Annotated in this window: 20 protein-coding genes; 11 read left to right on the top strand and 9 right to left on the bottom strand. The window is 71.7% G+C overall.

The genetic code is table 11. The annotated features are described in order from the left end of the window. Positions 1 to 2: 2 nt before the first annotated feature. Positions 3 to 932 (bottom strand): TerC/Alx family metal homeostasis membrane protein, encoded by a 930-nt coding sequence (locus K8640_RS27955; RefSeq protein WP_223749844.1) that lies wholly within the window; start codon positions 930 to 932, stop codon positions 3 to 5. Positions 933 to 1,207: 275 nt separating this feature from the next. On the opposite strand from K8640_RS27955, the gene K8640_RS27960 reads away from it, so the two are divergent. Beyond that, a complete protein-coding gene (locus K8640_RS27960) occupies positions 1,208 to 1,627 on the top strand; it encodes an arsenate reductase ArsC (protein ID WP_223749845.1) in 420 nt (139 codons plus the stop codon). Between the two features lie 160 nt (positions 1,628 to 1,787). After that, positions 1,788 to 3,302, top strand: a complete 1,515-nt coding sequence (locus K8640_RS43265) for a DUF4173 domain-containing protein (protein WP_223749846.1) — start codon at positions 1,788 to 1,790, stop codon at positions 3,300 to 3,302. Here K8640_RS43265 and K8640_RS42625 read toward each other — a convergent pair. Then, positions 3,283 to 4,122 carry a TonB family protein gene (locus K8640_RS42625; RefSeq protein ID WP_255653505.1) on the bottom strand — a complete coding sequence of 280 codons (840 nt, stop codon included), beginning with the start codon at positions 4,120 to 4,122 and terminating at the stop codon, positions 3,283 to 3,285. The genes K8640_RS43265 and K8640_RS42625 overlap by 20 nt on opposite strands. Before the next feature lie 201 nt (positions 4,123 to 4,323). Beyond that, on the bottom strand, positions 4,324 to 5,388 hold the full coding sequence (locus tag K8640_RS27975; RefSeq protein WP_223749847.1) for an ATPase, T2SS/T4P/T4SS family: 1,065 nt from the start codon (positions 5,386 to 5,388) through the stop codon (positions 4,324 to 4,326). Positions 5,389 to 5,462: 74 nt separating this feature from the next. Here K8640_RS27975 and K8640_RS27980 point away from each other — a divergent pair, with 74 nt between their 5' ends. Continuing rightward, the gene (locus K8640_RS27980; RefSeq protein WP_223749848.1) at positions 5,463 to 6,008 is read left to right on the top strand and encodes a DUF1579 domain-containing protein; all 546 of its coding nucleotides are present in this window, start codon (positions 5,463 to 5,465) and stop codon (positions 6,006 to 6,008) included. A 153-nt stretch (positions 6,009 to 6,161) separates the two neighbouring features. Then, positions 6,162 to 7,772, top strand: coding sequence for a hypothetical protein (locus K8640_RS27985; RefSeq protein ID WP_223749849.1), 1,611 nt, complete (start codon positions 6,162 to 6,164; stop codon positions 7,770 to 7,772). 5 nt (positions 7,773 to 7,777) lie between these two features. Here K8640_RS27985 and K8640_RS27990 read toward each other — a convergent pair whose 3' ends face one another. Both K8640_RS27990 and K8640_RS27995 read right to left on the bottom strand, forming a co-directional pair. Continuing rightward, complete coding sequence (locus K8640_RS27990) at positions 7,778 to 8,140, bottom strand: AraC family ligand binding domain-containing protein (protein ID WP_046710723.1); 363 nt, start codon at positions 8,138 to 8,140, stop codon at positions 7,778 to 7,780. A gap of 39 nt (positions 8,141 to 8,179) precedes the next feature. Then, positions 8,180 to 8,905, bottom strand: coding sequence for a hypothetical protein (locus tag K8640_RS27995; RefSeq protein WP_223749850.1), 726 nt, complete (start codon positions 8,903 to 8,905; stop codon positions 8,180 to 8,182). Positions 8,906 to 9,143: 238 nt separating this feature from the next. Between K8640_RS27995 and K8640_RS28000 the strand changes: the two genes are divergently transcribed. From K8640_RS28000 to K8640_RS28025, 6 genes are read left to right on the top strand one after another with little or no spacing between them, the layout of a single operon-like run. After that, complete coding sequence (locus K8640_RS28000) at positions 9,144 to 10,046, top strand: DUF2135 domain-containing protein (protein ID WP_223749851.1); 903 nt, start codon at positions 9,144 to 9,146, stop codon at positions 10,044 to 10,046. 32 nt (positions 10,047 to 10,078) lie between these two features. Next, positions 10,079 to 10,888, top strand: a complete 810-nt coding sequence (locus K8640_RS28005) for a DUF1175 family protein (protein WP_223749852.1) — start codon at positions 10,079 to 10,081, stop codon at positions 10,886 to 10,888. Further along, positions 10,885 to 12,507, top strand: a complete 1,623-nt coding sequence (locus K8640_RS28010; RefSeq protein ID WP_223749853.1) for a hypothetical protein — start codon at positions 10,885 to 10,887, stop codon at positions 12,505 to 12,507. The genes K8640_RS28005 and K8640_RS28010 overlap by 4 nt, the downstream gene beginning before the upstream one ends. Next, complete coding sequence (locus K8640_RS28015; RefSeq protein WP_223749854.1) at positions 12,504 to 17,222, top strand: MG2 domain-containing protein; 4,719 nt, start codon at positions 12,504 to 12,506, stop codon at positions 17,220 to 17,222. The genes K8640_RS28010 and K8640_RS28015 overlap by 4 nt, the downstream gene beginning before the upstream one ends. A gap of 3 nt (positions 17,223 to 17,225) precedes the next feature. Further along, complete coding sequence (locus K8640_RS28020; protein WP_223749855.1) at positions 17,226 to 19,463, top strand: hypothetical protein; 2,238 nt, start codon at positions 17,226 to 17,228, stop codon at positions 19,461 to 19,463. A gap of 2 nt (positions 19,464 to 19,465) precedes the next feature. Next, a complete protein-coding gene (locus K8640_RS28025; protein ID WP_223749856.1) occupies positions 19,466 to 20,170 on the top strand; it encodes a hypothetical protein in 705 nt (234 codons plus the stop codon). 2 nt (positions 20,171 to 20,172) lie between these two features. Here K8640_RS28025 and K8640_RS28030 read toward each other — a convergent pair whose 3' ends face one another. The 3 genes from K8640_RS28030 to K8640_RS28040 are packed head-to-tail and all read right to left on the bottom strand — an operon-like array spanning position 20,173 to position 22,604. After that, on the bottom strand, positions 20,173 to 21,555 hold the full coding sequence (locus K8640_RS28030) for a cell wall metabolism sensor histidine kinase WalK (protein ID WP_223749857.1): 1,383 nt from the start codon (positions 21,553 to 21,555) through the stop codon (positions 20,173 to 20,175). Further along, positions 21,552 to 22,268, bottom strand: a complete 717-nt coding sequence (locus tag K8640_RS28035; protein WP_223749858.1) for a response regulator transcription factor — start codon at positions 22,266 to 22,268, stop codon at positions 21,552 to 21,554. Before K8640_RS28035 ends, K8640_RS28030 begins: the two co-directional genes overlap by 4 nt. A gap of 9 nt (positions 22,269 to 22,277) precedes the next feature. After that, positions 22,278 to 22,604 (bottom strand): hypothetical protein, encoded by a 327-nt coding sequence (locus K8640_RS28040; protein ID WP_223749859.1) that lies wholly within the window; start codon positions 22,602 to 22,604, stop codon positions 22,278 to 22,280. Positions 22,605 to 22,789: 185 nt separating this feature from the next. Here K8640_RS28040 and K8640_RS43270 point away from each other — a divergent pair, with 185 nt between their 5' ends. Next, positions 22,790 to 24,022, top strand: coding sequence for a hypothetical protein (locus K8640_RS43270; protein WP_370640402.1), 1,233 nt, complete (start codon positions 22,790 to 22,792; stop codon positions 24,020 to 24,022). Between the two features lie 1,189 nt (positions 24,023 to 25,211). Here the strand turns inward: K8640_RS43270 and K8640_RS28050 are convergent. Next, complete coding sequence (locus tag K8640_RS28050) at positions 25,212 to 26,099, bottom strand: zinc metalloprotease (protein WP_223749861.1); 888 nt, start codon at positions 26,097 to 26,099, stop codon at positions 25,212 to 25,214. Positions 26,100 to 26,225 lie beyond the last annotated feature (126 nt).

Consider the following 26,225-nt stretch of genomic DNA (forward strand, 5'->3'; position numbering starts at 1 on the left):
CCTCATTGGGGGGTGGCCGGGGCCTCCCGGCGGCGGGCGATGACGCTGGCCACGACGGCGGTGCCCACCAGCGCGACGATGACGAGCACCGACGGCAGCGGCGGCACGTGGAACCAGGGCGTCACCACCATCTTCAGCCCCGCGAACGCAAGCACGCCCGCAAGCCCGTAGTGCAGGTAGCGCAGCTTGCCCAGCGTGCCCGCCAGCACCAGGTACAGCGCCCTCAATCCGAGAATCGCGAAGGCGTTGGAGCTGTAGAGGATGAAGGTGTCCTTCGTCACGGAGAAGGCCGCCGGCACCGAGTCCACCGCGAAGAGGATGTCCGTCAGCTCCAGGCCCAAGAGCGCCAACAGGAGCGGCGTGGCCACGCGGCGGCCGTCCTCGCGACGGACGATGAACTTCTTGTCATGCAGGTGCTGCGTCACCGGCAGGTGTCGCGACAGCCAGCTCACGGCCCGGTTGCCCTGCTGCTTCGCCGGGTCCTCGCGCAGCACGCGCCAGGCGGTCACCAGCAGGATGGCGCCGAAGACGTAGGACACCCAGGACCAGCGCTCCAGCGCGGCCGCCCCCACGAAGATGAAGAGCGCGCGGAAGATGAGCGCGCCGAAGATGCCCAGGAACAGCACCTGGTGCTGCGCGCGCACGGGGACCGACAGGCTCTGGAAGATGACGAGGAAGACGAAGGCATTGTCCAGGCTGAGGCTCTTCTCGATGAGCCACGCCGCCAGGTACTCCTGGCCCGCGTCGGCGCCGAGCACCGCCCACACCAGCCCTCCGAAGGCCAGGCCCGCGGTCACCCACACGCCCGTCCACATCCAGGCCGCCCGGCGGGACTCGCCGTGGTGGCCCCGGTGTCCGAGCAGGTCCACCACGAGCAGCGTCAACACCGCAGCCCAGAAGACGCCCCAGAGCCATGTGGGAATCGGGTGCATGGTCGTCGCCTGAACCTATGCATCCTCTCCTGCGGGAGGCCCGGTGTCCCGCAGACAAGCGTTGACCAATGGGGCAGGGCAGACACCCCCGGGCTGTCCGCTGTGGCCTTACCAACCCATACAGACAGACAAGGGCCTTTCCGCTCTCTTTGCGAGCATCCCTTCACGGGATGTGTCAGTTTCCGCGCGGGGCAGCCCATGAGGGGATGCCCTCATGACGAGCGTCGCGCGGGGGAGGGGCGCGGCGCGGCCAGGGACCAGGAGGAGTCGTAGCGATGAACAAGGTCATCTTCGCCTGTGTGCGGAACGCGGGTCGCTCGCAGATGGCGGCGGCGTTCTTCAACGTGCTGGCGGACCCGGACAAGGCGCGGGCCATCTCCGCGGGGACGCAGCCTGGCGAGCAGGTGCACCCGGAGGTGCTCGAGGCCATGCGCGACGCGGGCCTGGACCTGACGGGCGCCCGACCCCAGCGGCTCACGGACGAGCTGGCGAAGGACGCGCATTGGCTCATCACGCTGGGCTGTGGCGAGGCCTGCCCGAGCGTGCCGGGGCTCAAGCGCGAGGACTGGCCGCTGGATGACCCCCAGGGCAAGTCGGAGGTGCTGGTGCATCGCATCCGCGACGAGGTGGCCGCCCGCGTGGTGGGGCTGCTGGAGCGCGAGGGGTGGCTGAAGGCCGGTCAGCCGGGGACGTAGGCCGGCCAGGTGGCGCGGGCGACCGCTCGCCCGCTCCGAAGCCCCGCGTGCACGGGCAGGACGCATCCTGCGGACGTCTTCAGCCGACGTCCGTCCGGGGTGCGCCGTCATGTCATCGTCCTTGCCTGCTGTTCCCACGACCGCCAGGAGCGCCGCTCCCGTGGAGCCCGTCGTCCGGCCCCGGGTGAAGCCCTTCGCGCCCCGGCGCACGCTCGGCGTGGCCCTGGCAGTGGGTGTGCTCGCGGAGGTGCTCCTGGGGCGGGAGCACTGGGGTGTGTCGTTCCCGTTGGTGGTGCTGGCGCTGGTGGGCGCGCTGCTCGGGGTGGGGGGCCGCGAGGGCTGGCAGCGCGCCGCGCCGAACACGTGGCTCCTGACGCCGCTGCTGGTGGTCGCGGGCTTCATGGCGGTGCGCGACAGTCCGTGGCTCCAGCTGTTGAACCTGCTGACGGTGGGGGCGCTGTTGGCGCTGGTGGCGCACTTCTGGGCCGCGGGCCGCGTGGAGCGGCTGGCGTTGGGGGACTACCCCGGCGTGGTGGTGTCCACGGTGTTCCGCAGCCTGGTGCAGCCGCCCGCGATGGTGCGCGAGGCGGTGGACCTGCGCGGAGCGATGGCGAGGGCGCCCGGGGTCTTCCCGCTGCTGCGCGGGTTGGTGCTGACGCTGCCGGTGGTGGGGGTGTTCCTGCTGCTGCTCGGGTCGGCGGACGCGGCGTTCGCCTCCGCGCTGGAGCGGGTGATGGCGCTGGAGGTGGGGGCGGTGCTGGAGGAGGGGGTGGGGCGGGTGTCGGGCGTGCTGTTCTCGGCGAGCGCCACGGCGGCGCTGGTGGGGCACGCGCTGCGGCGCCGGACGAGGAGGGAGCCAGGCGAGGAGGAGGTGGGCGAGGGGCGGGCGTGGCTGGGGCTCACCGAGGCGCTGACGCTGCTCATCGCGGTGGATGTGTTGTTCCTGGTGTTCGTGCGCTTCCAGGTGGCGTACCTCTTCGTGGGGGACGCGGTGGCGCCGGCGCCGGGGTACTCGTATGCGGAGTACGCGCGCCGGGGTTTCTTCGAGCTGCTGCTCGTGTCGATGCTGACCTTGTGCCTCATCATGGGGCTGGCGCGGTGGACGGTGCGCGGGACGGCGAAGGCGAAGGTGGCCTTCCAGGTGGCGGCGAGCGTGATGACGGTGCTGACGGTGGCCATCCTCGCCTCGGCGATGAAGCGGCTGGGGATGTACGAGGATGCCTTCGGGTACACGCGGCTGCGGGTGTTCACGCACGTGTTCATGGTGTTCCTGGGCGGGGTGCTCGCGTGGCGCGGCGTGACGCTGTGGTGGCGGCCGGAGCGCTTCGCGGTGGGGGCCTTCGCCGCGGCGCTGGGGGCGGTGGTGACGGTGAATGTCATCAACCCGGACGCGCTCATCGTCCGGCACAACCTGGCGCGGGAGCTGGCGCGCGAGTCGGTCGAGGGCGCGCCGCGCGCGGAGGGCGTGGTGGACGTGGGGTACCTGTACGAGCTCTCGCTGGACGCGGTGCCGGAGCTGGCGCGGGGGCTGTCGTCGACGCAGCAGCTGAGCGACGAGTTCAGGGCCCGGGCGTGCGCGGACGTGTCCTGGCCGGAGTGGAGCCTTTCGCGGTGGCGTGCGTGTCGCGCGCTGAGCGCGTTGGCGCCGGAGCCTGTCAGCGCAGGTGGTAGTTGAAGGGCAGCTCCACGGTGACTCGCGGGCCGAGCGCGGACGGAGGAGGCGGGAAGGGGGCAGCCTCGCGCACGGCGGCCATCGCGGCGTCGCAGAGGACATAGTGGGGGCAGCGGCCGACGATGGAGAGGGCGAGGAGCTGGCCTCGGGCGCCGACGGTGATGCGCAGCGCGAAGCGGCCCTCGATGCCGGCCATGGCGGCCTGGTGCGGGTAGCGCACGTTCTCGAAGCGGTCGCGGAACATCACCTCGAAGTAGTCCTCCTCCCAGGCGGCGCGCTGCTCGGCGGTGGGCGGGGGAGGGGTGACGGGCAGCAGGCCCGCGCTGCTCGCGACGAGCACGCTGTTCACCATGCCGCCGATGATGCCTCCGGCGACGCCACCGGAGACGCCGCCCGGCGTGGCGGTGGCGACGGTGTCGGGCGCGGCGACCTGGGATTGGGCCACGGCCGGGTCGATGACGGGCGGTGTCTCGGGCCGTGAGTGCTGGGGTCGAGAGAGGGTGGGCTTGGGGAAGGGGCGGGCGCGCCGGGCGCTGGCGAGGCGCGGAGCGGAGGGGGTGGCGGGGGCCGGCGGGGGCGGAGGTGGCGCGGCGAGGAGGCGCAGGACGAGGGTGTCCTCGTCCTTCGTCGTGAGCGTGGAGGCGCGGGTGGCGCCGTGCCAGATGCTGTCGAGGCCGACGAGGAGGAGGGCGTGGAGGGCCACCACGAGAGGGGCCACCCAGAAGGTGCGTGTGGTGTCGGCGGTGCTTCGCGAGCGAGCGTCGACGACGGAGGCGAAGAGCCTCGTGTCGGCGGCGCCGTCCTTCGGACTTGCGTCCGGCATGACCATTCCCCCTTCCCTCACGCGGTAGACCGGAGTCTAGCGAAGGGCCCCATCCATCCGACACGTGTTAGTGGCGGGCCCCTCGTTCGTGAAGGGAAGCTGCCCTCCGAGGCGAGGGGACGATATCCTCCGCACGCGCTGGCGGCCCCCGGGGCCTGTGCCCGACGAGTCGCTGCGGGCGAGCGCGGAGCTCGCGTTGCCTCAGCTTCCAGCGGACACGCGCCACGCTTCGACGAGCCCCTTCCCATCGTCGCCGTATCGCACGGTGTAGACCTCACGCCGGAGCGCGCCCGACGCCTCGCGCGAATGGTGGACGATGAGCGGCGCCACGGGGAGCCCTGGAATCGCCTCGCGCAGCTTCTCGAGCACCCCCTCCGGGCTCGCCGCCTCGAGCACGAACGCGGTGGCGTGTCCGGTGAGCGCGCAGTTGAGCAGCAGCTCCAGGTCCTTCACCGTCCGCGCCTCGTCCGCCAGCACCACATCCGGGTCCTGCCGCAGGAACGCGCGCAGCACCTGCGCGAGCGGCATCGACTCCCCCACGCGCGCCGTCCCCAGCCGCGCATCCGCCGACCTCGGCTGCTCCAGCGCGGCGAGCACATTCGTGAAGTCCGGCAGCACCTCCATCACCGCGTGCAGTGACGTGCTGCGCCCCGTGCCCTTCTCTCCCGAGAACACCACGGGCGTCCCCTGGAACAGCGAGTCCAGCCGCAGGAACCGCTCCGAGAGATACACCGCCTCCTCGCGTCCCATGCTCAGCGTGGAGAACGCCGGCTGGTCCGCGCGCAGTTGCCGGCTTCGCGCATGGGCGACGATGCTCGGCGCCACCTCGCTGTCCGCGAACGTCACCCAGAACAGGACCTCCGGGTCCGTCTCCACGTCGAACGGAGATGTCACCGTGCCGCGCGCGGGACGCGCCGTGTCCCGCCCCCGCTTCGACAGCTCGGCGATGGCCCGCGCCAGCGGCGCATGCAGCTGCCGCGCGAACGGCTGACGCACGGGCTTGCGCTGCTGCCCGAGCAACCCCTCATGCCCAGGCGCGTCCGCGACCGGGAGGAAGAACGACGCGCCCGCCTCATCCGTCTCCGCGTCCGCCCACACCGAGAACACCAACGTCCCCGTGCGCGCAGCCAGGGAGAACAGCGCCGACGCGGCCTCGGCGGGGGACTCGGGCCAGGCCGCGGGCTCGGGGACGGCGAGGCCCTCGGCGGTGAAGCCCGCGTGCAGACCGGAGAGCAGCTCGACGAAGGAGGTGGCGGGGTTGCTCAAGGACGCTCCTGGGTGGGCAGCGATGATGACACGGGCGAGGGTGACGAGGGGACGGCCCCGGGTTACGAAGGGACATGAGCCAGGACTGGAACGCCACCAACGCCCCCACGACGCAGTTCGACGCAGGGCCGCAGCACCAACTGCTGCACCGGATGACGGGCGACTGGGAAGGCCCCACGCGTACCTGGTTCGACCCCACCGCCACGCCCGAGGAGTCCCGCACGCACGCGCGCATCGAACCGCTGCTCGGCGGCCGCTTCGTCCGCGTCGACTACCACTCCACCGCCATGGGCAAGCCGCACGCGGGCCAGCTCATCCTCGGCTTCGACAAGACCGAGGAGCACTTCACCGCGGCCTGGGTGGACAGCTTCCACATGAGCGCCAACATGATGCTCTCCACCGGCGCGCCCCGGGAGGACGGCCACGTGTCCGTGCTCGGCGGCTACACCGCGAGCATGTGCGACGAGCAGGGCGTCACCCAGAAGCAGCAGTGGGGCTGGCGCACCGTGATTCACCAGCCCGACGCGGACACCCTCGTCCTCCAGTCCTTCAACATCTGGCCCGAGGGCCGCGAGGACCGCGCGGTGGAGACCCGCCTGACGCGCCGCCGTCAAGCCTAGCGCCCCCAGCCCCGGGAGCGTCGACGCCCGACACTCGGGGGAACAGACGTGCCCACGCGGGCGCGAGGGCATGGGATAACGAAGGGGGACGGGTGCCCGTGATGGGAGGGACGCGTGGGCCGGAAGGCCCGCGGGTTCCGGGAGAGGACGTGCATGAAGCTGGATGACCTGGTGCTGGCGTTGACCGTGTCGCTGCTCCGCGTGGAGAAGGAGCGGTGGCTGGACGTCCTGACCCGCCTGGAGACGGAGCTGGGCTCGGGGTGGACGCTGCGGCTGTTGGAGGTCCCAGGCACGTACTCGGTGGGCGCCCGCACCAGGGAGGGACGCGAGCTGCCGCTGGAGGCGTGGCGCGAGGTGCTCGACGGCGAGGAGCTGGTGAGCGTGCGCGCCATGGACCTGGGCGGCATGGGCCCCGGGGAGATGCCGGACCACGTGGCCGCGGCCTTCGTCAACTCGGAGGCGCTGGTGCTCGACGTGCGCACCCAGCGCGGCAACAACCTGTACCAGCTGGAGGTCGTCTTCAGCAGCGCGTCGCTCATCACCCCGCGGCAGTTCGTGGACTTCGCGCGCGCCCAGCCCCACCCCGAGAAGGTCCTGGAGGCGCTCTCACGCGTCATCACGGACTCCAATCTATTGAACCAGCGCCCCGCCGTCGCTCCGTCCCAGGTGGCCGACTACCTGGCCTCGCGCGAGGGCTCCGCGCTGTTCGACCTGCTCGGCGGAGACCTGCTCAAGGAGCTGCAGTCCGCCGTGCTCCGCGGCGGCGCGCAGGTGGTGCTCACCGAGGCGTTCCAGCCGTTCTTCCGCACGCTGGACCCGGACGACTTCGAGCGCGGCCTGCTGCCCCCGGAGCGCCTGTCGGAGTTCGTGCCCTCCGACGAGCGCGTGTACTTGGCCAGCCCCGACGCCGCGAAGGACTTCGCCACGCTGACGGACGCGCAGCCCTTCGCGGAGCAGGTCTGGGCGCGCGCGGCGGAGAACCTCAACCGCTTCCTGCCGGAGGGCGAGTCCCCCCACACCGGCGAGTCCCTGCGCGTGCTCCTGCGCGAGGGCCCCGAGGAGAAGACGCAGGGCATCCCCATGGGCAACCTCGTGGAGGAGCTCCAGATGACGTGCAAGGCGCGCGGCGCGGAGCTCCTCATCCCGGACGGCTTGCGCGAGCGCGTCAAGTCCATGGGCCCCACGAAGGAGGAGCGCGCCCGGGACCCGGGGATGATTCCGGAGCGCGAGCGGCTGCGGCTGGCACCCAATGACGCCCGCTACCAGATGTATCTCTTCAACGCGCTGAAGGTGGCGCGCTCGCCGCTGCTGTCGCCGCGCGCGACGACGGACACCCGCGCGGAGCTGCTGTCGAGCCTGAGGGACACCGAGGAGTTCGCCGCGCGCAAGGGCTCACCCTTCGCGGAGGCGTTCCGGCTGGCGCGCTTCGTCCTGGAGAACACCGGCTTCCAACTGCGCGACGCCACGCCCGAGCGGCTGGCCGCGGTGCGCGAGGCGCTCCGAGCCGAGGGCCTGGGCGAGCGCGCGTGGGACGTGTTCGAGCGCCGCTTCTCCCTGGTGACGCTGTTCCAGGTGTTCCCCTCGTCGGAGGAGCGCCTGCGGGGACTCTTCGCGTGCTCGCTGGCGGACGTGTTCGGCGGCATGGGCTCGTGGAACGACGAGTTCTTCGAGTCCGACGAGGACCAGGCCTGGTACGAGCGCGTCACGCAGCGGCTGTTCCGCGCGCTGCGCGAGTTCTTCGTGACGATGGTGAACGCGCGCTGAAGCGCTCAGTCGTCGCGGTGGACCGTCTTGGGGGAGAAGGCGGGCAGGCAGATGGCGACGTACTCGGCGCCCTCGGCCTCCGGGGTGCTGTAGCGCACCCACTCGCCGGGCTCGCAGATGACGGCCTGTCCGCCGCGCACGTCGAGCACGCCGCCCTTGTGCTCCACGCGCAGCACGCCCGCGAGCACCAGGGTGATTTCCTTGAACTCGGGCCGCTGCCCCGGCTCCTCCCACCCACCGGGGCTGTTCATGTGAGCCACGCTGACGTCACCCGTGCGCGTGGTGGCCTTGCCCACGAACTCGTGGATGAGCTTCGGCTTGTTGCCCACGGCTGTCACGCGCAACGGGGCGGGAATCAGGGTTGGCATCGAGCGCTCCGGGTCGGGGTTCTCGGCGAAGGCCGCACACTACCGCACGCGGCGCGCCTCACCCACCTCTTCGCTCTCGCCCAACAGCCCCCACACGTCGAGTCCAATCTGGGCCGGCGGCCGGTAGTCCGCGAGCCGGGGCATGGGACTGGGCTGTCCGGGCTCGCCCATCATGTCCGCGAACTCCAGCCAGCGCCCGTCCGGCGCGGTGACGCGGATGATGTAGTCCCACTCGAAGGCGTCGCTGAAGATGACGAAGCACCATCCGTTCGAGCACACGAAGGGCACGCCCCCGCTGGGCGCCTCCTCCGCGCGCAGGCGCTGCGCGGTCGGGATGGTGACCTCCTCCTTCTCCAGCGCGTACAGCACGGCGAGCACCTCGTCCTCGGTGAGCTTGTGCTCGCTCGGGTGCTCCTGGAACTCCAGCCGGTTGCCGAACGGGTCCTCGCCGTGGAAGCGCCGCACGTCGGGCACCTCGTGGCTCCACTTCACCGGCGCCTTCGCCTGGGACAGGCGCTCGGCCAGCAGGTCCAGGGTGAGCACGCGGAAGGCTGGGTGCGCCTTCTTCGCGGGGACGAAGGGCTCCTCCACGCCCAGGTGCAACCCGCGCCCGTCCGGGAGCTCGAACCAGAGGCCGCCGCGTTTCGCGAGTTCTGGCGGTTTGGGAATCTCTCTCAGTCCCAACAGCTCGCCGTAGAAGGCGCGGGCGCGAGGCTCACCGCCCGGGGGCATGGCGAGTTGGATGTGATCAAGCCCTTGAATCATCGCGTCGCTCCCCCTGTCGAGGGGCATGAGTCTGCCTGGACTCCGGGTGCGGCAGAAGGCCCTCGTCGGCGCCTGCGCGCGTGGTTGCCTGCCCGCGCCCATGACGCGCATCGACGGAAATCCGCGAGGTTCCGCCCCTATTGACGATTGGCAGGCGACTTGAAATGGAAGGTGGAGGGGGCGCAGTCTGCCCGTCACCGACACCTCTGTCGGGCCCATTTCCTATCAAGGACGCGTGATGCTTCCCGTCATCCTCGCCCTGCTCTTGTCGCAGACGCCGCCCGCCGCCAACCCGCGCCAGCAAGGTGTGCCCATCGGCAAGGGCAAGACGCTGCCGACGGTGCGCCTGAGCGCGCCCTCCGGCGGCTGGACGGTGGACCGCATGATGCTCATCGAGGGCACGGTGAGCGACGCCACCATCGACCCCGTCGTCGTGTCCATCAACGGCGACCGCTACCTGATGCGCACGTTCAACGGGCGCTTCAGCCGCAGCTTCCCCGCGGCGAGCGGGAAGAACGTCGTCACGGTGATGGCCACGAACCAGGCGGGCACCGCGCGCGCGCAGGCGACCAGCTACGCGCAGGTCCCGCCCGTGCCCTTCAAGGTCATCCTGACCAGTGACACGGATGGCGTGTACACGGACCTGCACGTCTACGAGCCCACGGACTCGAGCGTGAAGGATGGCCAGCTGACCATCTCGTCCATGGCGCACGTGTACTGGGCGGACACGGCGAGCCCGTCGGGAGGGACGTTCTATCTGAACTCGCAGGGCGGTGACTTCGACCAGCCCGCGTACGGCCCGTACCTCTACATCCACCGCGCGCCGCCCAAGGGCGTGTACCTGGTGGCGACGAACTACTGGCCCAGCGGCGACAAGGCGCACACCGTGGCCACGCTGAACCTGTCGCTGTTCGAGGGCACGCCGCAGGAGGTGCGCCGCATGGTGCGAATCCCCCTGGCGACGCCGGGCACCACGCGCGTGCTCGCGTGGGTGAACGTGCTCGGCGACGGACAGGCGGAGGTCTACGTGCCGTCGGCGGACCCCAAGCCCACGCGCGCCGGCTGGCCGAAGAACCTGGCCGAGGCGCTCAAGGAGCTCCAGTCGAACGGCGACAGCGGCGGCGGCGAGGGCGACTACTGACGCGTCCGTGTGACGCGCTCCGGTCCTCCGTCATGCTCGCCCTGCCTCTCATCCTGCTCGTGAGTTCCTCCGCGCCCGTGTCCCTCGGGGCGCCGAGGGATGTGTCCGCGCTCGCGCCGCAGGCGGGCTCCGCGTCGCACGCGGCACCGTGGGAAGCGGCCGCGCTCGTGGCGCACGCGGCACCGCGAGAGGGCTTTGCGTCGCATGCGACGTCGAGGGATGCCTCCGCGCCGCTCGTGGCGCACGCCGCGCCGCAGGCGGGCTCCGCGCCCGTGGCCACCTCGGGGACGCAGGCCGTGCTGGTCCCAGCTCCCGAGTCGCGCGACGTGCTGTTGCGCCGCCAGGTGGCGCAGGTGGCGCTCGCGCAGGTGCGCAAGCAGGACCCGGCGTGGCATCCGGACCAGCGTGACTGCGCGGGCCTCATCCGCTTCGCCGTGCGCACCGCGTACAAGCGCATCGCCCCCGCGCGGCTGGAGACGCCGCTGTGGACCGACGCGCGCGGCACGCCCACCGACTTCGCGGACGCGGAGACGCTGGTGCGCCGCAACCTGGTGCTGCTGGGCCGCGACGACGCCACGCGCGAGTCGCTGCGCACCGGCGACGTGCTCGCGTTCCTCCACGAGCATGACTCAGGCCCCGTCTTCCATCTCATGTTGGTGGTGCGCCCCGAGGACCGGGCCCACGCGCCAGCGCGTGTCGTCTACCACCCGGGGGAGAAGGGCGCCCAGGTGCGCACCGGGCTCCTCCACAATCTCGCCGACGAGGCGCCGCGCGAGTGGCGCCCCGTGCCCTCCAACAACGCCTTCGTCGGCTATTTCCGTCTCAAGGAGTGGATGCCATGACGTCTGTGTCGAGCCCGCCTCCGGGCACGCCGCCGCCCCCGGCGAGCCCTCCGCCCCGCTCGGGCCCTCCCAAGGGAGTGCTCATCGGCGCGGGTGTGGTCGTCGTCGGCGCGCTGGTCGCCGGCGCGTTCCTGATGGGCCGTCGCACCGGTTCCACCGGCGGCGACGGCACGCCCCACACGCCCCTCATCACCGGCGCGAGCGCCAACGGCTCCGTGCCGCCTCCCGAGGTGGACGGCCTGCCGGAGCCCACCACGGCCGACATGGAGGTGCCCGGCTCGGGCGCGCCCCCGGCCGTGTGGCTGGACGTGCACCACCCGGCCAAGGTGCGTGACGCGCTGGCGCGCAACGCGTGGCTGCGCTCGCAGCTCTCCCAGCCCCTGGGCCAGGGCTTCGTCGGAGGCTGGGCCGCGTTCTTCGGCTCCACCGGCGAGGACCTCAAGGCCGACTTCAAGGGCGCGGTGCTGGACCTGCTGCTCGGCAAGCTCGGTGACACGCCCTTCCGCGTGACGTGGTTCGCCGGTGACGCGCGCGCGAGCACGCCCGCCTTCATCGTCCCCGGCTCGCGGACCTCCATGGTCTCCGCCTACGACGTGCTGGACTCGGTGGCGAGCCGCGGCACGCTGACGGCGAAGACGTGCCCGGGCGGCACGCCCGCGCCGAAGGCGGACGGCGTGGAGCTCAAGCGCTGGCTGGTGGCGGAGCAGACGCTGTGGGCGGCCAAGGTCGCCGACCGGGTCGTCTTCGCGCGCCACCCGGTGGCGGTGCTCCAGGGCCTGTGCGCGGACCTTCCGAAGCTCGAGGCCAGCGACGGCGTGGACGTGGAGCTGGGCTTCCAGCCGCAGACCTTCGGCCGTGACGCGCACCTCTTCACCCACGTGCTGGGGCTGTCCGAGGACACGCGCCTGCAGTTCGGCGTGGAGGGCGACCGGCTGGTGGGCCGTGGCATCGCGGGAGCGCTGATGGAGGGCACCGCGCGCCTGGACACGGCGCCCCTGTCCGACGAGCTGCTGAAGCTGGTGCCCGAGGAGACGCCGGTGCTGCTGGCCATGCAGCTGAAGCTGCCCGAGACGCTGACGGCCGAGTCGCTCAAGGCGTTCTGGGCGTCCGGAGGCGAGGGGCCCACGCGCACGCGTCAGGTGGCGGTGACGTGGACGCCGCGGGGCGACGCGTCGCTGCCGCAGGAGGTGGCGGTGCTGTGGGGCCGCGCGGAGGACGCGCCGGCGCTGGAGGCCATCTTCACCGGCGGCAGCCACACCGTGCAGCGGGCCACCCTGTGCAATCACGTGGTGCTCGCGTCGAGCGAGTCGGAGATGAACACGCTGCGCATGTCGTGCTCGGGCAACAAGCCCAGCATGCTCGCGGCGGCGGGGCCGGTGGTGGCGGGGCTGCGTGAGCCCACCTCGCTGTCCTTCGGGGTGAACCTGGGACGGCTGTTCGGCGGGCTCACCATGGACGGGTACCTGTCCGAGTCCCGCGTGGGGCGTGGCGCGCCGATGCAGAAGGCGACGCCCCCTGAAATCGAAGCGGCGCGGCGCGACCTGGAGTCGCTGCCGTACCTGGGCCTGCGCGGCACCGTGCGCGGCGATTCGTTGGTTCCTGGAGGTTTCGGGTCATGAGGATGGTAGCTCGACTCGCGGTACTGGCGGCGGTGGCGCTGTCCGGCGTGGCGATGGCCAAGCCGCTGTACATCACCGTGCCGCGCGCCTATGGCAGCGGGGAGCCGGTGGCGGTGGACGTGGCCTTCGAGGACAAGGGGCCCGTGGAGCTGCGCGTGCTCAAGCCGGACAACCTGGACGCGTTCATCCGCGCCCAGGGGGATTTGCGGCGCGCGTACCAGACGCCGCCGACGATGAACAACCCGGGCCGCGCGCTCAGCCGCGGCGTCAACGCGGTGACGCTGCCGGGGCACTGGCTGCTCAACTCGCTCAACGTGGGCTTCCGCGACACGGTGAACGACGCGCTGCCCGAGGCCGCGGACGTGCCGGGCTCCAGCGAGCCGCTGGCCAAGGTGTCCGAGGGTCCCAAGAAGCTGGTGGGTGTGCCGCCGGGCTTCACCGTGACGCGCAGCCAGTGGCTCAACCTGGACCTGGGCGGCGCCGAGCGCGACTTCAACGTGCCGGGCTTCAGCTCCGGCGGGGGCTACGGCTTCCAGGAGCGCCGCGTGTTGCTGGCGCCGCTGCCCGCGGGCACCTACGTGCTCCAGCTGGTGCAGGGCCTCATCGAGGGCCAGGTGGTGCTGGTCGTCACGGACCTGACGGTGCAGCTGAAGCAGACGGACAACGAGGTGCTGGTGCGCGTGGCGGGCAAGGACCAGAAGCCCGCGGTGGGCGCGCAGGTGCAGGTGTTCCTGTCCAAGGGCAAGGGCCCCACGGGCAAGACGGACGCGAAGGGCGAGGTGCGGCTGGAGGTGACCGAGCCGCGCATCATCGCCACGGCGTCGGCGGGCGGGGACACGGCGATTGTCGACACGGACTTCTACTCGACGCTGGCGGTGACGCCGGACGTGTTCATCTACAGCGACCGTCCCATCTACAAGCCGGGCCACGAGGTGAAGTTCCGCGGCGTGGTGCGCCAGCCGGACACGTTCCTGGCGCGGCTGTTCACGCCGAAGAAGCGCGAGGTGACGGTGAAGCTCATCTCGCAGGAGGGCCGGGCCCTCACCACGCGCGCGTCGGTGGACGAGTTCGGCGCGTTCAACGGCACGCTCAAGGTTCCGGACGACCTGGGCACGGGCGTGCTGCGCGTGTCGGCGGAGCTGGACGGGCAGCCGCACCAGGGCGAGGCGCGCGTGCAGGACTACGTGAAGCCGACGTTCTACCTGGAGGCGGAGCCGGAGTCGGAGACGGTGGTGCCCGGCCAGGCGCTGCGCGTGAAGGTGCGCGCGCGTCGGTACGCGGGCGGCGTGCCCGACGGCGCGAAGTACGAGGTGTTCCTCTACCGCAGCCTGCTGGACGCGCCCGCGTGGGTGGATGACGCCGGCAAGGGCGGGCAGGGCAGCGACGTGACGTACGGCTCGGCGTCCAGCACCGAGGGCAAGCTGAGCGTGCCCGAGCGGCTGTACTCCTCCGTGGCCGAGCGCGGCGCGAGCGAGGACCCGTGGGCGAGCGCCACCGCGTTCAGCGCGGAGGGCGAGGCGCAGATTGAAGTGGCGGTGCCGGAGCTCAAGCCCGGTGAGGAGCGGCTGCCGTACCGGTACTCGCTGACGGTGCGCGCGCGGGATGACCAGGAGACGTTCGCCAACTCGACGACGTCGTTCTTCCTGTCGAAGGTGGAGGTGCTGGGCACCGCGCGCTACTCGGACGCGGTGGTGTCCAAGGGCGGCGAGGCGACGCTGTCGGTGCGCGCCACCACGCTGTCGGGCAAGGCGTACGGCGTCACGCAGGGCGAGGTGGAGTTCGTGCTGCGCCGCGCCGACGGCTCGGAGAAGAGCCTGGGCAAGCGCTCGTTCACCACGGCGGCGGACGGCACGCACCGCGAGAAGGTGCCCACCTCGGACGTCGGCGCGGTGCTCTCGCGCGTGACGGTGAAGGACAAGCGCGGCGAGGTGTGGCAGGGCGAGGAGTCGCTGCTGGTCATCGGCTCGGCGGACGAGGCGGTGGCGCAGGTGCCCAACCTCACGCTGGCCTCGCTGTCGGGCACGCTGGAGCCGGGCGACACGGCGCGGCTGGTGGCGCTGATGCCGGATGGCTGGGGCGCGGGGGGGCGCGACGAGGGCCCGGTGTGGGTGACGCTCGCGGGGGCCACGCTCTTCGACACGCAGGTGGTGGCGCTCAAGGGCCGCACGCTGGTGCACAGCTTCAACGTGGAGAAGCGCTTCGGCGGCGCGGTGTACGCGTCCGTGGCGTACCCCACGTCGACGGGCCGCTGGGAGGAGCGCACGGTGGCGTTCCGGGTGATTCCGCGCGAGCGCACGCTCACCGTGGAGCTGCAGCCGCGCCGGGCCGAGGCCACGCCGCTGACGGAGCAGACCATCGACCTGCGCGTCACGGATTACGAGGGCAAGGGCGTGGTGGCCCAGCTCTCCGTGGGCGTGGTGGACAAGGCCGTCTACGCCATCCAGTCCGAGTTCCGTCCGCGCGTGCTGGACTTCTTCTACCCGCCGGCGCGCAACAACGTGTCCAACTTCTACTCGGCGGAGTTCCAGGGCTACGGCTACGGCGAGGCGCTGGCGCGCAAGATGGCGGGCCTGCCCGACCATGCCTTCGCGTCCATCAAGCCTCCGAACCGTCAGGCGAAGGACCTGGAGAAGGACACGGCGCACTGGGACCCGTCGGTGGTGACGGACCGCGATGGCCGCGCCACGGTGCGCTTCACGCTGCCGTCCAACCAGACGCTGTGGGTGGTGACGGCGGTGGCGGCGGACACGTCCGGTCGCTTCGGTGAGAGCACCTCCGAGTTCGCCACGCGCGGCGGGCTGAACCTGTACGCCGCGCTGCCGCAGTTCCTGCGCGAGGGGGACGAGGCGCTCGCCTCCATCCGCCTGTCCGCGGGGGAGAAGTCGCCGGCCAGCCAGCTGCTCGACGTGAAGCTCGCGTCCGCGGGTGCGCTGAAGGCGGACCAGTCCCAGCACAAGGTGGAGCTGGCCAAGGGCGGCGAGAAGGTGGTGCCGCTGACGCTGCGCGCCTCGGCGACGGGCGACGCGCAGCTGCTGGTGGACGTGGCGGGCGCGAAGGACCCGCTCAAGGACCGCAAGCTGTTCCAGGTGGAGCCGGCGGCGGTGCAGGACGTGGTGAAGGTGAGCGCCTGGGGTGGCGGCGCGCTGGAGGTGCCCGCGGCGAAGGAGGCGACGCTCGCGAGCGTGGAGCTGGTGCTCCAGCCGTCCATCGTCGACGCGGCGCTGTCCAACGTGCGTGAGCTGCTCACCTACCCGTACGGGTGCCTGGAGCAGCTGGTCTCCACGACGGTGCCCAACGTGGCGGTGTACCAGGTGCTGCAGCAGGCGGGCGCGGTGGCGAAGCTGGACACCGACACGCAGGCGCTCTTGGCGGAGGCGCGCAGCCGCTCCGTGCAGGGCACCGCGCGCATCCTCAACCTGTCGGTGAAGGGCGGCGGCTTCACGTGGTTCGGCGGCTACGAGACGCCGAGCCTGCCGCTCACGCTCATCGCGCTGGACGGCCTGGCGTACGCGGCGGAGGCGGGGCTGGTGGAGCGCACGGATCCGCGGCTGGTGGAGAGCGCGCGCTGGCTGGAGGCGCAGCAGGACCTGTCGCCCGAGTACGACGCGACGCGCGCGTACGTGCTGGCGCGGCTGGACGGTCCGAAGCAGGCGGCGCGGGTGCGCGCGCTGGTGGAGTCCTCCGAGTCCGGGGAGCTCTACCCGCTGGCGCTGGCGGTGCTCGCGGCGGAGAAGGCGGGCGTCATCAAGGAGCCGGCGCTGCAGGCGCGCATCAACGCGCTGGTGAAGCGCAGCTCCGAGGGCTTCACCACGCTGGCCGCGTACAAGCCGGGCCAGCAGCTGGAGCAGTCGGAGGCGTTCTTCCGCTTCCCACTGCGCCGGGTGGGCCTGACGGCCATCGCCGCGCATGCGGCGTCGTTCGGCACGCTGGACATCACCCGCGCGCGCCGTCGCATCCTGGAGATGCTGTCGGAGCCGGACCTGTCCACGTTCGACCGGAGCACGGCGCTCTTGCACTCGCTGTGGCTCCTGGAGCGTGACGCGAAGGCGTTCAAGGGCATGACGCCGCCGGAGGTGAAGGGCCTGAAGGGCGCGGTGAAGTTCTCGCCGCGCGGCATGGGCCTGGTCGCGACGCTGCCCGCGGGGACGCGGACGGTGGACGTGGGCGGCTTCGACGGCGTGGCGACGCTGCAGGCCACGACGCTCACGCCGCTCTCCGCGGTGCGCGAGCAGTCCGAGGGCATGTCGCTGCAGCGCGCCTACTACGTGCTGCGCGAGGGCGGGAAGGTGAAGCTGGGCGCGGGCGACACGGTGGCGCAGGGCGAGGAGGTCTACGTGGAGCTGACGATGGACGCTCGCGGCGGCAACAAGGTGCGCTCGGCGTACTACGTGGTGGAGGACGCGGTGCCCGCGGGCTTCGTGGCGCTGCAGGAGGACAAGGCGTTCCGCGGTCCTCCGCACTCGCTGCCCCTGGTGCCGGAGGCGCTCAAGCGCCGGGTGCTGAGCCCGGAGCGCGCGACGTTCTTCTTCGAGGAGCCGGCGTGGTGGAGCGACAGCCCGCGCACGGTGGGCTACGTGCTGCGCGCGCAGTTCCCCGGCACGTTCTCCGCGCCGCCCGCGCGCATCGAGGACATGTACGCCGCGAGCATCCGGGGCCGCACGGCCGCGGACTCGCTGAAGGTGGTCCCGTCGAAGAAGGGCACGGGAGACCTGTAGTCGATGGGGTGGGCTTCCATGGTGGCCGTGTTGCTGGCGGCCACCCCCACCTTCGTCACGCGAGGTGACGTGACGCCCGAGTCGGAGCTTCGCCGCGAGGCGGAGGCCGGCTGGGCGTCGCTGGAGGCGGTGTATTCCGCGGAGGCGGGTGGGGCGCCGACGAAGGCCCCGGTCTCCATCCTCCTCCAGCGAGGCGCGGCCCTGTCCCCCGAGCGCAACGCGCAGGGCCGGCCGGGGCTCGTCGAGCTGCGGCAGAACACGCCCGGCGTGTTGGATGAGCGGCTGCGCGTGGCGCTGCGGCACGAGCTGGCGCACCAGCTGCTGTGGTGGGCGTGTCCGCAGTCGAGCGAGGACCGGCTGTTCCACGAGGCCTTCGCGGTGGCCGTGAGCGGTGAGCTGCCGGCGTGGCGCGAGGGCGGCTATCAGTCCCTGTCCCGCGCGGCGTCGGAGCTGGCGTCGTCGCCGGCGGTGGACTCGACGCGGGCACGGCGGGCGCTGGCGCGGCTGCTCAGTGAGTCGGTGGGGTTCCCCAAGGCGCTGTCGCGCCGGCTGCGTCAGTGTCACGACGGCGCGCGGTGGGTGGTGCCGCTGTCCATCGACGAGCTGGCGGAGGTGGAGGTGCGCGCCGCGGGGCCGGCCACGGTGGTGGTGAGCCGGCACTCGGGTGAGGTGCTGTTGTCGGAGGGCGAGGCGCGGCGCGCGCTGCCGTATGGCTCGGTGCTCAAGCCCTTCGTGTACGCGGCGGGCGTGGGGCACCCGGTGCTGGCGCCGCGCGTGGACGTGCAGGAGTGGAGCTGCGGGCCCGGTCTGCCGGCGAAGGTGGACGCGCGCACGGCGCTCCTGCGCTCGTGCAACGGGTACTTCCTGGACTGGGAGGCGGCGGGCTCGGCGCCCAGGGCCTTTGGTGCCTGGGGCCCGGTGCTGTCCGCGCTGGGGCTGACGGGGACGCCCGCGGACATGGCGGACATGGTGGGGCTGCGCTCGACGCTGTCGCTGTCGCCGTGGGGCCTGGCACAGGCGTATCGGCTGCTGGCGGAGGCGCGGCCGGACGTGCTGGCGTTGCTCGCGGACAACGCGGACCGGGGGACGCTGGCGGAGCTGCCCGCGTCGAAGGCGCTGTCGGGCGTGGCGACGAAGACGGGGACGGTGCGGGACGCGGCGAGCCGTCCGCAGTACGGCTGGATTGCGGCGGTGGACGAGGACCTGGTGGTGGTGGCGGTGCGGCCGGGGAAGATGCCTCGGCATTTCGCGGAGGAGATTCCGGCGGCGCTGGCGCGCGCGCGCAAGCAGGCGGGAGTGGAGGCGGCGCGGGTGCAGGTGCTGGGGTTGGTGCCCTCGCGGGAGGTGGAGGCGCGGTGTCCGGGCGTGGCGTTCTCGGTGGACGGTGGCGTGCCCAGGCCCTCGCCGGGGGAGTGGGCGCGGCTGGAGGCGTTGACGACGAAGGGCGCGGCGGTGTGCCTGGGCGCGCCGTGGCGCGTGCGCTTCCCGAAGGGGCCGGAGGAGGGGCGCGACTATGCGGGCGTGTTCTCCTGGTCCCCACCGCCGGCGTACCGGCCGCCCGAGGGGGTGCCCACGTCACCGAGCGCGATGAAGGCGCGGCGGGGCTCGGACTTCGTGTTCCGCACCACGCGGCTGCAGTACACGGCGGGCGTGGTGGCGGCGGAGGACGTGACGCTGAAGGGCGAGCCGCGCGTGGCGCTGGCGCGGGTGGTGGCGCACAACGAGCGGCACAGTCGACACCCGGGCCGCGCCGTCTGCGACACGACGCACTGTCAGGCCTTCCGGGGCACGGTGCGCGTGCAGCGCGATGACGCAAAGGCGCTGGGGATGCCCGCGCTGAAGTGGAAGGAGTGGCTGCTCTTCTCGCAGGGCGGCGAGGAGCCGTGGAAGCAGGAGCGTCCGCGTGGCGAGGTGGAGCGGCTGCTCGGGCGCGGGCTGGTGTCGCTGCGCTTCGAGGCGGGTCGGGTGAACTACCTGCTCACCGAGCGCGATGGGACGGCGACGTACGAGGAGGGGCGCTCGCTGCCGTGTGAGCTGTTGCGCTCGGGGTTGAAGCTGCCGTCATGTCCACGCACGGCCTCGTTCAACGGGAGCGTGCTGGTGTTCGAGGGACGCGGACGGGGACATGGCGAGGGGCTGGACGTGGAGGCGGCGAAGGCGAGCGGCCTGCGCAGCGATGCGATTCTCGACGCCGCGTACGGGAAGAAGCGCCCGGAGCCTCGCGACGTGGATGGGGAGTAGGAATGGATGCGAAGACGTTGGACGGGATGGGTCGGGAAGTGTCCTTCGAGGAGCTCGCGGATCGCTTCAAGGGCCACGACATGCGGGACTGGCTGCTGGAGAACCGCACGCTGGTGAGCGCGGAGCCCAGGCCTCGGCTCATCGAGGGCGGCCTCCACGTGGACCACGACCTGATGACGGGGGATGGGCCCTGGGTGCTGGTCATCGACGGCGACCTGGTGACGACCGGTGACCTCGTCTGCACGACGGACGACTACGCGGTGAGCACGTTGTTCGTCACGGGCCAGCTCCGCGCCCGCAACATCCGTTTCCAGAGCAGCGCGCGCGTGTCGGTGGACGGTGACGTCGTGGCGTCCGGAGTCATCGTCGGCACGGGTGGCGATTCCGAAGCGAGCCTGGGCACGAGCAGCACGCTCACCGCGAGGGCCGTGGTGCTCGACTCGAACACGGCCATCTGGGCCAAGGCCGGTAAGCCTCGCTCGGTGCCCGAGGCCTACCGCACGCTCCTCGTGGGCGGCAAAGGCTGGCAGTCCTTCACTCCGGACGTCGACGTCGGCGACCCGGAACATCACAAGCAGACCTTCGTCCCTGAGGTCATCCGGGGCGGGGTCCTGGATGCGTACAAGACCTGGTCTCATGTGCGGACGGGCGGCGGCCCGTTCCTTCCCGAGGTCGAACAGGCGCTGAGGCAGAAGAAGGGGCTCTGACCTCAGGCCGCGGACTGGAGGCCCGGCGACTTCGGAAACACGAGCGTCGCGCGGGTGCCCTTCTCGGCGGCGTGCTGGAACGACAGCGTGCCGCCGTGCGCCTCGACGATGCGGCGCACCAGCGTGAGCCCCAGCCCGACGCCGCCTGTCTCCCGCGCGCGGCTGCGGTCCGTGCGGAAGAAGGGCGTGGTGAGCTGAGGCAGGTCCGTGGCGCTCACGCCGATGCCCCGGTCCTCGACCTCCAGTCGCACGGCGTCCCCGTCCTCGGAGGCCCGCAGCGTCACGGCGCTCCCCGGCTCCGAGTACTTGCGCGCGTTGTCGAGCAGGTTGTGGAGCGCGCGTCGCACCAGCACCGGGTCCACCTCCAGCGTGGGCAACGCTTCGGGCAGCTCCAGCGCGAGCGGGCACTCGGGCGCGGTGCGCTGGAAGCGCTCGGCGGTGTCCCGCAGGAAGTCCGGCAGGGACACGCTCACCCGCTGGACGCGCGGCCCTGGCTGTCCCGCCTGGTTCGTCTCCAGGTCCAGCCGCGCCATCTGCATCACCCCGTCGACCAGCTGCTGGAGCTCGCCGATGTCCCGACGCAGCTCCGGGAGTCGGGTCGCCAGCTCCTCGGGCTGACCGTCCTCGACCAGGTCCAGCGTCACGCCCAGGCGCGCCAGGGGCGTGCGCAGCTCGTGGGAGACGTTGGCCATCAGCTCCTTCTGTCCCCGGATGAGGGCCTCCTTGCGCGCCGCCATCTCATCGAAGGCGTGGCCCAGCATCGCCACCTCGTTGCGTCCCTTCAGGTTCGCGCGCGCGGACAGTCGACCCTGGCCGAACTCGCCCACCACCTTCGTCAGCCGCTCCAGCGGAGACGCGATGGCGCGCGCGAGCGGAATCGACAGCAGCGCGAGCACCAGCAGGACGACGGTCACCACGAGCCCGAGGAACATGTAGCTGCGCCGGGTCGCGGAGGCCTCGCGGAGCATGTAGCCATCCAACGTGGAGCCTCGCCACGTGAGCGTCACCCAGAACAGGGTCCCCTCGCGTGTAATCCAGCTGTAGCCCAGCCGGAGGGTCTGCCACTCGGTCTCATCGAGCATGCGCGGGGGAGGATTCGCCGTGCTCCGCCGCAACCGCCCCTGGACGTCGAACAGGGTGATGTGGTGCCCATGCTCCGCGACGATGGACTGCATCAGCGGCTGGAGCTCGGGAGCATCCGTCGGCGCGAGCTTCACCACCTGCTCCAGCTTGTGGTCCAGCTCCTTGATGCGTCCGCCGCCCTGGGCCTCGATGGCCTCGGCGACGATGGCCAGGGCGATGACGGAGCCCCCCAGCATCAGCAGGCCATACAGGTAGATGCGCCAGAACATCCGGCGCGGGCGCAGCTGCTCGGAGAGCTTCATGACTCCTCACCCTGCTCCAGCACGTACCCCACGCCGCGCACCGTCTTGAGCATGCGCGGGTTGCGCGCGTCGTCCCCCAGCTTCTGGCGCAGCCGGGACACGTGCACGTCGATGGCCCGGTCCACGGGGCCGTCAGGGTCGCCGCCCTTCGCCAGCTCCAGCAGCTGCTCCCGGGACAGTACCCGGCCCGCCCGCTCGGCGAGCCCCAGGAGCAGCGTGAACTCGTGCCGCGTGAGCGACAGCGCCTGTCCGTGCAGCGAGGCCCGCATGGCGCTCCGGCTCAGCGAGAGGCCACCCACGCGGACCACGTCGCGCGTGGGGCCCAGGTGCCCCCGGCTGCGGCGCACCAGGGCCTGGATGCGCGCGAGCAGCTCCCGCGAGGAGAAGGGCTTGGGCAGATAGTCATCCGCGCCCAGCTCCAGCCCCATCACCCGGTCCGCCTCCTCGCCGCGCGCGGTGAGCATGAGGATGGGGACCGCCGAGCGCTCCCGCAGCTCCCGGCACACGGTGAGCCCGTCCTTCCGGGGCAGCATGATGTCGATGAGGATGGCGTCGAACGCGCGGCGCGAGGCCTCCACCAGCCCCTGCTCCCCGTCCCGCGCGAGGCAGGTCTTCACGCCCTGGCGCTCCAGGTACTCGGCGGTGAGCCGCGCCAGGTGCGCGTCGTCCTCGATGAGGAGCACTTCGATGGCGGAGGCGGGTGACGAGGCCATGGGTCCAGTCTAGTTCCGCTCGGCGCGAGCGCCCGAGGTCAGCAGCTGCTCCACCCACGCCCTGGGATGCAGCCTGCGCAACTGCCACACGCTCCCATCCACCAGCCACTGCCCCCACTGCGCCGGGCTCGAGGGGCGGCGCCACAGGTCGACCAGGGCGTGGTGATGCACGGACAGGTCCGTCAGCGGGGCGCGGGCCACCGCTTCGGCCCAGGCCTCGGCGCGGGGACGCTCCCGCAGGGCGGCATACGTCGACGCCGCCACCAGCAGGCAGCCGGCGAGGGCCAGGAGCACGGCGCGGGACACATCGGTACGGCAGGTCTGACACAGGGACATCGCGAACCCCCAGGAACCTTCGGACCGCTCGGGATGGTGCGTACTCAAGACGCGCGATGTCGCGTGGGTATGTGGCGAATGTAAACGATTGTAACGACGGGACGGGCACACCCTGTCTCCGGATGGGGATTGGCGCGTCGGAGCGGATGGGCCCTGGTCGCGCGCAGAGGGGCAGTCCATCCGTCTTGGGGAAGGCGACATGCCAGCCCATCCGCTTCGAGTCTCGCGAGTCGGGCAGGCCGTGGGGCGGGTTGCTCCTCGGCGCGGGAGGTTCGGCGCGGCTGGCATGGGTGGTGTTCTCGGGGGGAGGGGCACCCGAGGCGGCGCAGGCCACGGTGCGGGTGAACGCGGGCGCGGAGCTGCCCGGTCCCCGGCCGCTGTTCGTCCAGCACGTCACCATCGAGAGTTCGCAGGGACCCGGCATCGTGCTCAACGGCACGGCGGGGTTCGCGGAGGGCTCCTCGGACCTGACCATCCGGGGCGCGGGGAACGAGGCGCGGCCCCATCCGATGATGGTCAACCCCAACGCCCTGGGGACGCTGCCCGCGGGGACTTATACGGGCAACGTGGAGGACGCCGTCTACGTGGGGCCGTCCATCGCGTCGTCGTCGGTGTACTACCTGGGGGCGGACGCGACGTTGAGGGATTTGGGGGTGCCGTATCGGCTGGAGGGGCTCCAGGTGGGTGGGCCGGACGCGCCCGCGAAGCTCACCATCGAGGCGGGCGTGGAGCTGCGCTTCGAGCCGGAGACGCTGCTGCGCGTGGTCGACGCGAGCAGCACGCTCGTCTCGGCGGGCACGGCGGTGGAGCCCATCGTCTTCACATCGGCGAGGGAGCACCCGACCGCGGGTGCCTGGGCGGGCATCGCCTTTGACGAGCTGAATCCGGAGGACCGGCTGGAGTCCGTGGTGGTGCGGTACGCGGGCGGGCTGTGTCAGTGCTCGGGGTTCGGGTGCAACGACCTGCCGGACTCGTTCGACGTCAGCTCGGCCATCCTGGTGTTCAAGGAGCCCGCGGCGCCGTTCCTCGCGAACGCGCGCATCGAGGACAGCGCGGGGCACGGCATCCTGCGCGGGTGGGATGGCGCGGACGTCGACTTCGCGGCGAGCACCACGTTCGCGCGCATCGCGGAGTGCACGCAGACGGCGCCGAAGGACGCGGGCGGCCGCTGCCCCTCGGAGCCGCCCGCCTGCCCGCGCAGTCCGCGACGGAGGGCCGGGCTCAGGGGCAGGGCGTGCCGGGGTCCGCGTACTGGCAGCGGTCCGCGTACGGGTACGTGTAGGCGTGGCAGGCGGTGGGCAGCGGCACGGTGCGGCTCGCGAGGAGCGGGCGCACCTGCCGGCCCCGACACGCGAGCCAGGAGCCCTGGCTCCGGTCCGTTCCGAAGGCCACGTCCCGGGCGGCGGTGTCACCGGTGAAGGCGTAGACGGCGAGCGCATGCAGGGGTCGCCAGACGGCCTGGCGGTCCTGGCTGTTGAGGACGTTCTCCGGGTTCTGGGTGAGGCTCGCGCGGGACATCGGCACGGTGTGCGTGGCGTTGAGCCCGCAGCCACACGCGTCGCTCACCACCGTGTGCCACGCGCGCTCCAGCCCCGTGGGCAACTTGTTCCAGAGGTCCTGGACGGCCGTCGCGTGGTCGTTGACCTCGTCGTCCGCGTACACCTGGATGACGGCGCGCACGTCGGGCGGCAGCGTCGCGTAGTCGCGGCCCCACGAGTACCAGGGGGCCATCGAGAAGAGGAACCGCCCGTTGCTTCCCCAGCCACGGTCGACGAAGCCCCGGCGCGCCATGTCCGGTGTCGCGGCGCCGCCGTAGCTGTGACCGAAGAACCCCACGCGCGTCAGGTCGAAGCGGCCCTGCTGCTGGGCGACGGCGGCGAGGAAGCCCTGCCACAGACAGTCGTAGCGGGCTTCGTTCGGACGCTCGACGTCCGGGGTGAGCGGGTAGGGGACGAAGACCACGGCGTAGCCCTGGCTCGCGAGCATCTGGAACAGCTCGGCGTACAGGTCCGCGTCCGTTGCGCCGAACGCGTGCGAGAAGAAGAGCACGGGAACGGAGGTGAGCCCCGTCGGGCGATAGGTGATGACCTGTCCGCGTGCCACCGGGTGCGGATTGGCCACGCGCTCCACGGTGACGGCGTGGGGGCCAGGGACGCCCCAGTCGCTCACCGCGGTGACGAGTGTCCCGGGCTGCGGCTCGACACAGGGCGTGGGGAAGGGAAGGGTGGAGCAGACGCCCGCGGTGATGTCCTCGCCCTCCGTTCCGGCGTCAGCGGTGGGGTCCACGGGCGTGCCGCCGTCCGTGGGGAGGCCTCCATCCTCCGGGAGGCCGGCATCCGGGCCCGTGAGGACGACCTCGTCGGGAGGAGGGCCCTCCGAGCCATCCGCTGACGAGGAACACGCCGAGACGAGGGACACACCGAGGAGGGCAAGCAGGCGAAGGCGGGACATGTCGGGGCTCCGGATGTCCCCATCAACCCGCGTGCACCCGATTGGTTACATGCGACCCGGAGGAATCGCACGCAACCCGACACGACGACGCCGGAGCCTCCCCATGGGAGACCCCGGCGTCGGGTCCGACAGGCTGTCCGTCGAACGTCGTCGCGACTAGCGGTACGCCGCCGCCATGTCGTCGGCGCGCGTGACCTGGCCGGCGCTGAAGGTGTTCATGCAGCTGTCGTCGGTGTAGTCCATGAAGTTGGTGATGGGGTCCAGACCGCCACCCGAGCAGGTGTCGCGGCCGGTGGGGCAGCCGTACGCCGGCGAGGCCTCGGCCGGGGTGTCGCTCACGCTGTCGCCCGTGGCGGTGCAGCCGCCCTGGAACGTGTGGTACAGGCCCAGCCAGTGGCCGACCTCGTGCGTGCCCGTGTCACCCTCGTTGTAGGGCGCCGCCGTGCCGCCGGGGACGCTGCTGTAGAGGATGACCACGCCGTCCTGCTGCGGGTTGGACGCGTAGCTGGAGGGGAACGTCGCCCAGCCGAGCAGCCCGCCGCTCAGGTTCGCGGAGTAGATGTTGAGGCTCTCCTTGCCACCCTGGCGCAGGGCCTTCTTCATGGCGCGCTCGTTGGCGCTGCCGCTCTTGAGCGCGTACCACTTGGAGTTCGTGGTGCGGGTGATGCCCTGCAGCACGAAGCGGAACGGCGTGTTCTGGTAGGCCGCGTTCAGCACCGCCATCTGCGCGTTGATCTGCGACTCGGGGATGTCACCGTTCGCGATGCCCGTGCCCTTGTTGACGACGTGGAAGTACGTCGGCACCGTCACCGAGCCCACCGCGCGCAGCTGGCTCTTGCGCGAGGCCAGGAACGCGTCGATGGCCTGACGCTCCTCCGTCGACGGCTCCTCCGCCGCGCAGCCGCGGTGCGCCGCGACCTGCTCCGTGGTGTCCGCCGGGGCCTCCGCCTCCGGAGCCTCGTCTCCGCGACACGCGGCCAGGCTCAACAGTGCACCCGCGACCACGGCCAGACGACCATTCCTCTTCGCGACGCTGCCAATCATTGTCAACTCCAGGGAAGTTGGTGATTCATTGGATACTCGAATGATTCAACCAGAGTCAATCCCTGCCCAGACGGAAGCTCATGCGGGTAGGTATGTGAGACATGGATGCACCAATGGAAAATCTGT

The organism is Myxococcus sp. XM-1-1-1 (genome assembly GCF_020037095.1).
Classification (GTDB): domain Bacteria; phylum Myxococcota; class Myxococcia; order Myxococcales; family Myxococcaceae; genus Myxococcus; species Myxococcus fulvus.

Excerpts from the sequence above, each read along its gene's own strand:
- K8640_RS42625 (WP_255653505.1), bottom strand. The coding sequence starts at position 4,122 with ATGCCGGACGCAAGTCCGAAGGACGGCGCCGCCGACACGAGGCTCTTC.
- K8640_RS27980 (WP_223749848.1), top strand. The coding sequence starts at position 5,463 with ATGAGCCAGGACTGGAACGCCACCAACGCCCCCACGACGCAGTTCGAC.
- K8640_RS27995 (WP_223749850.1), bottom strand. The coding sequence starts at position 8,905 with ATGATTCAAGGGCTTGATCACATCCAACTCGCCATGCCCCCGGGCGGT.
- K8640_RS28050 (WP_223749861.1), bottom strand. The coding sequence starts at position 26,099 with ATGATTGGCAGCGTCGCGAAGAGGAATGGTCGTCTGGCCGTGGTCGCG.
- K8640_RS28000 (WP_223749851.1), top strand. The coding sequence starts at position 9,144 with ATGCTTCCCGTCATCCTCGCCCTGCTCTTGTCGCAGACGCCGCCCGCC.
- K8640_RS28015 (WP_223749854.1), top strand. The coding sequence starts at position 12,504 with ATGAGGATGGTAGCTCGACTCGCGGTACTGGCGGCGGTGGCGCTGTCC.
- K8640_RS28040 (WP_223749859.1), bottom strand. The coding sequence starts at position 22,604 with ATGTCCCTGTGTCAGACCTGCCGTACCGATGTGTCCCGCGCCGTGCTC.
- K8640_RS28035 (WP_223749858.1), bottom strand. The coding sequence starts at position 22,268 with ATGGCCTCGTCACCCGCCTCCGCCATCGAAGTGCTCCTCATCGAGGAC.
- K8640_RS28010 (WP_223749853.1), top strand. The coding sequence starts at position 10,885 with ATGACGTCTGTGTCGAGCCCGCCTCCGGGCACGCCGCCGCCCCCGGCG.
- K8640_RS28005 (WP_223749852.1), top strand. The coding sequence starts at position 10,079 with ATGCTCGCCCTGCCTCTCATCCTGCTCGTGAGTTCCTCCGCGCCCGTG.
- K8640_RS28020 (WP_223749855.1), top strand. The coding sequence starts at position 17,226 with ATGGGGTGGGCTTCCATGGTGGCCGTGTTGCTGGCGGCCACCCCCACC.
- K8640_RS27990 (WP_046710723.1), bottom strand. The coding sequence starts at position 8,140 with ATGCCAACCCTGATTCCCGCCCCGTTGCGCGTGACAGCCGTGGGCAAC.
- K8640_RS27985 (WP_223749849.1), top strand. The coding sequence starts at position 6,162 with ATGAAGCTGGATGACCTGGTGCTGGCGTTGACCGTGTCGCTGCTCCGC.
- K8640_RS28030 (WP_223749857.1), bottom strand. The coding sequence starts at position 21,555 with ATGAAGCTCTCCGAGCAGCTGCGCCCGCGCCGGATGTTCTGGCGCATC.
- K8640_RS27960 (WP_223749845.1), top strand. The coding sequence starts at position 1,208 with ATGAACAAGGTCATCTTCGCCTGTGTGCGGAACGCGGGTCGCTCGCAG.
- K8640_RS28025 (WP_223749856.1), top strand. The coding sequence starts at position 19,466 with ATGGATGCGAAGACGTTGGACGGGATGGGTCGGGAAGTGTCCTTCGAG.
- K8640_RS27955 (WP_223749844.1), bottom strand. The coding sequence starts at position 932 with ATGCACCCGATTCCCACATGGCTCTGGGGCGTCTTCTGGGCTGCGGTG.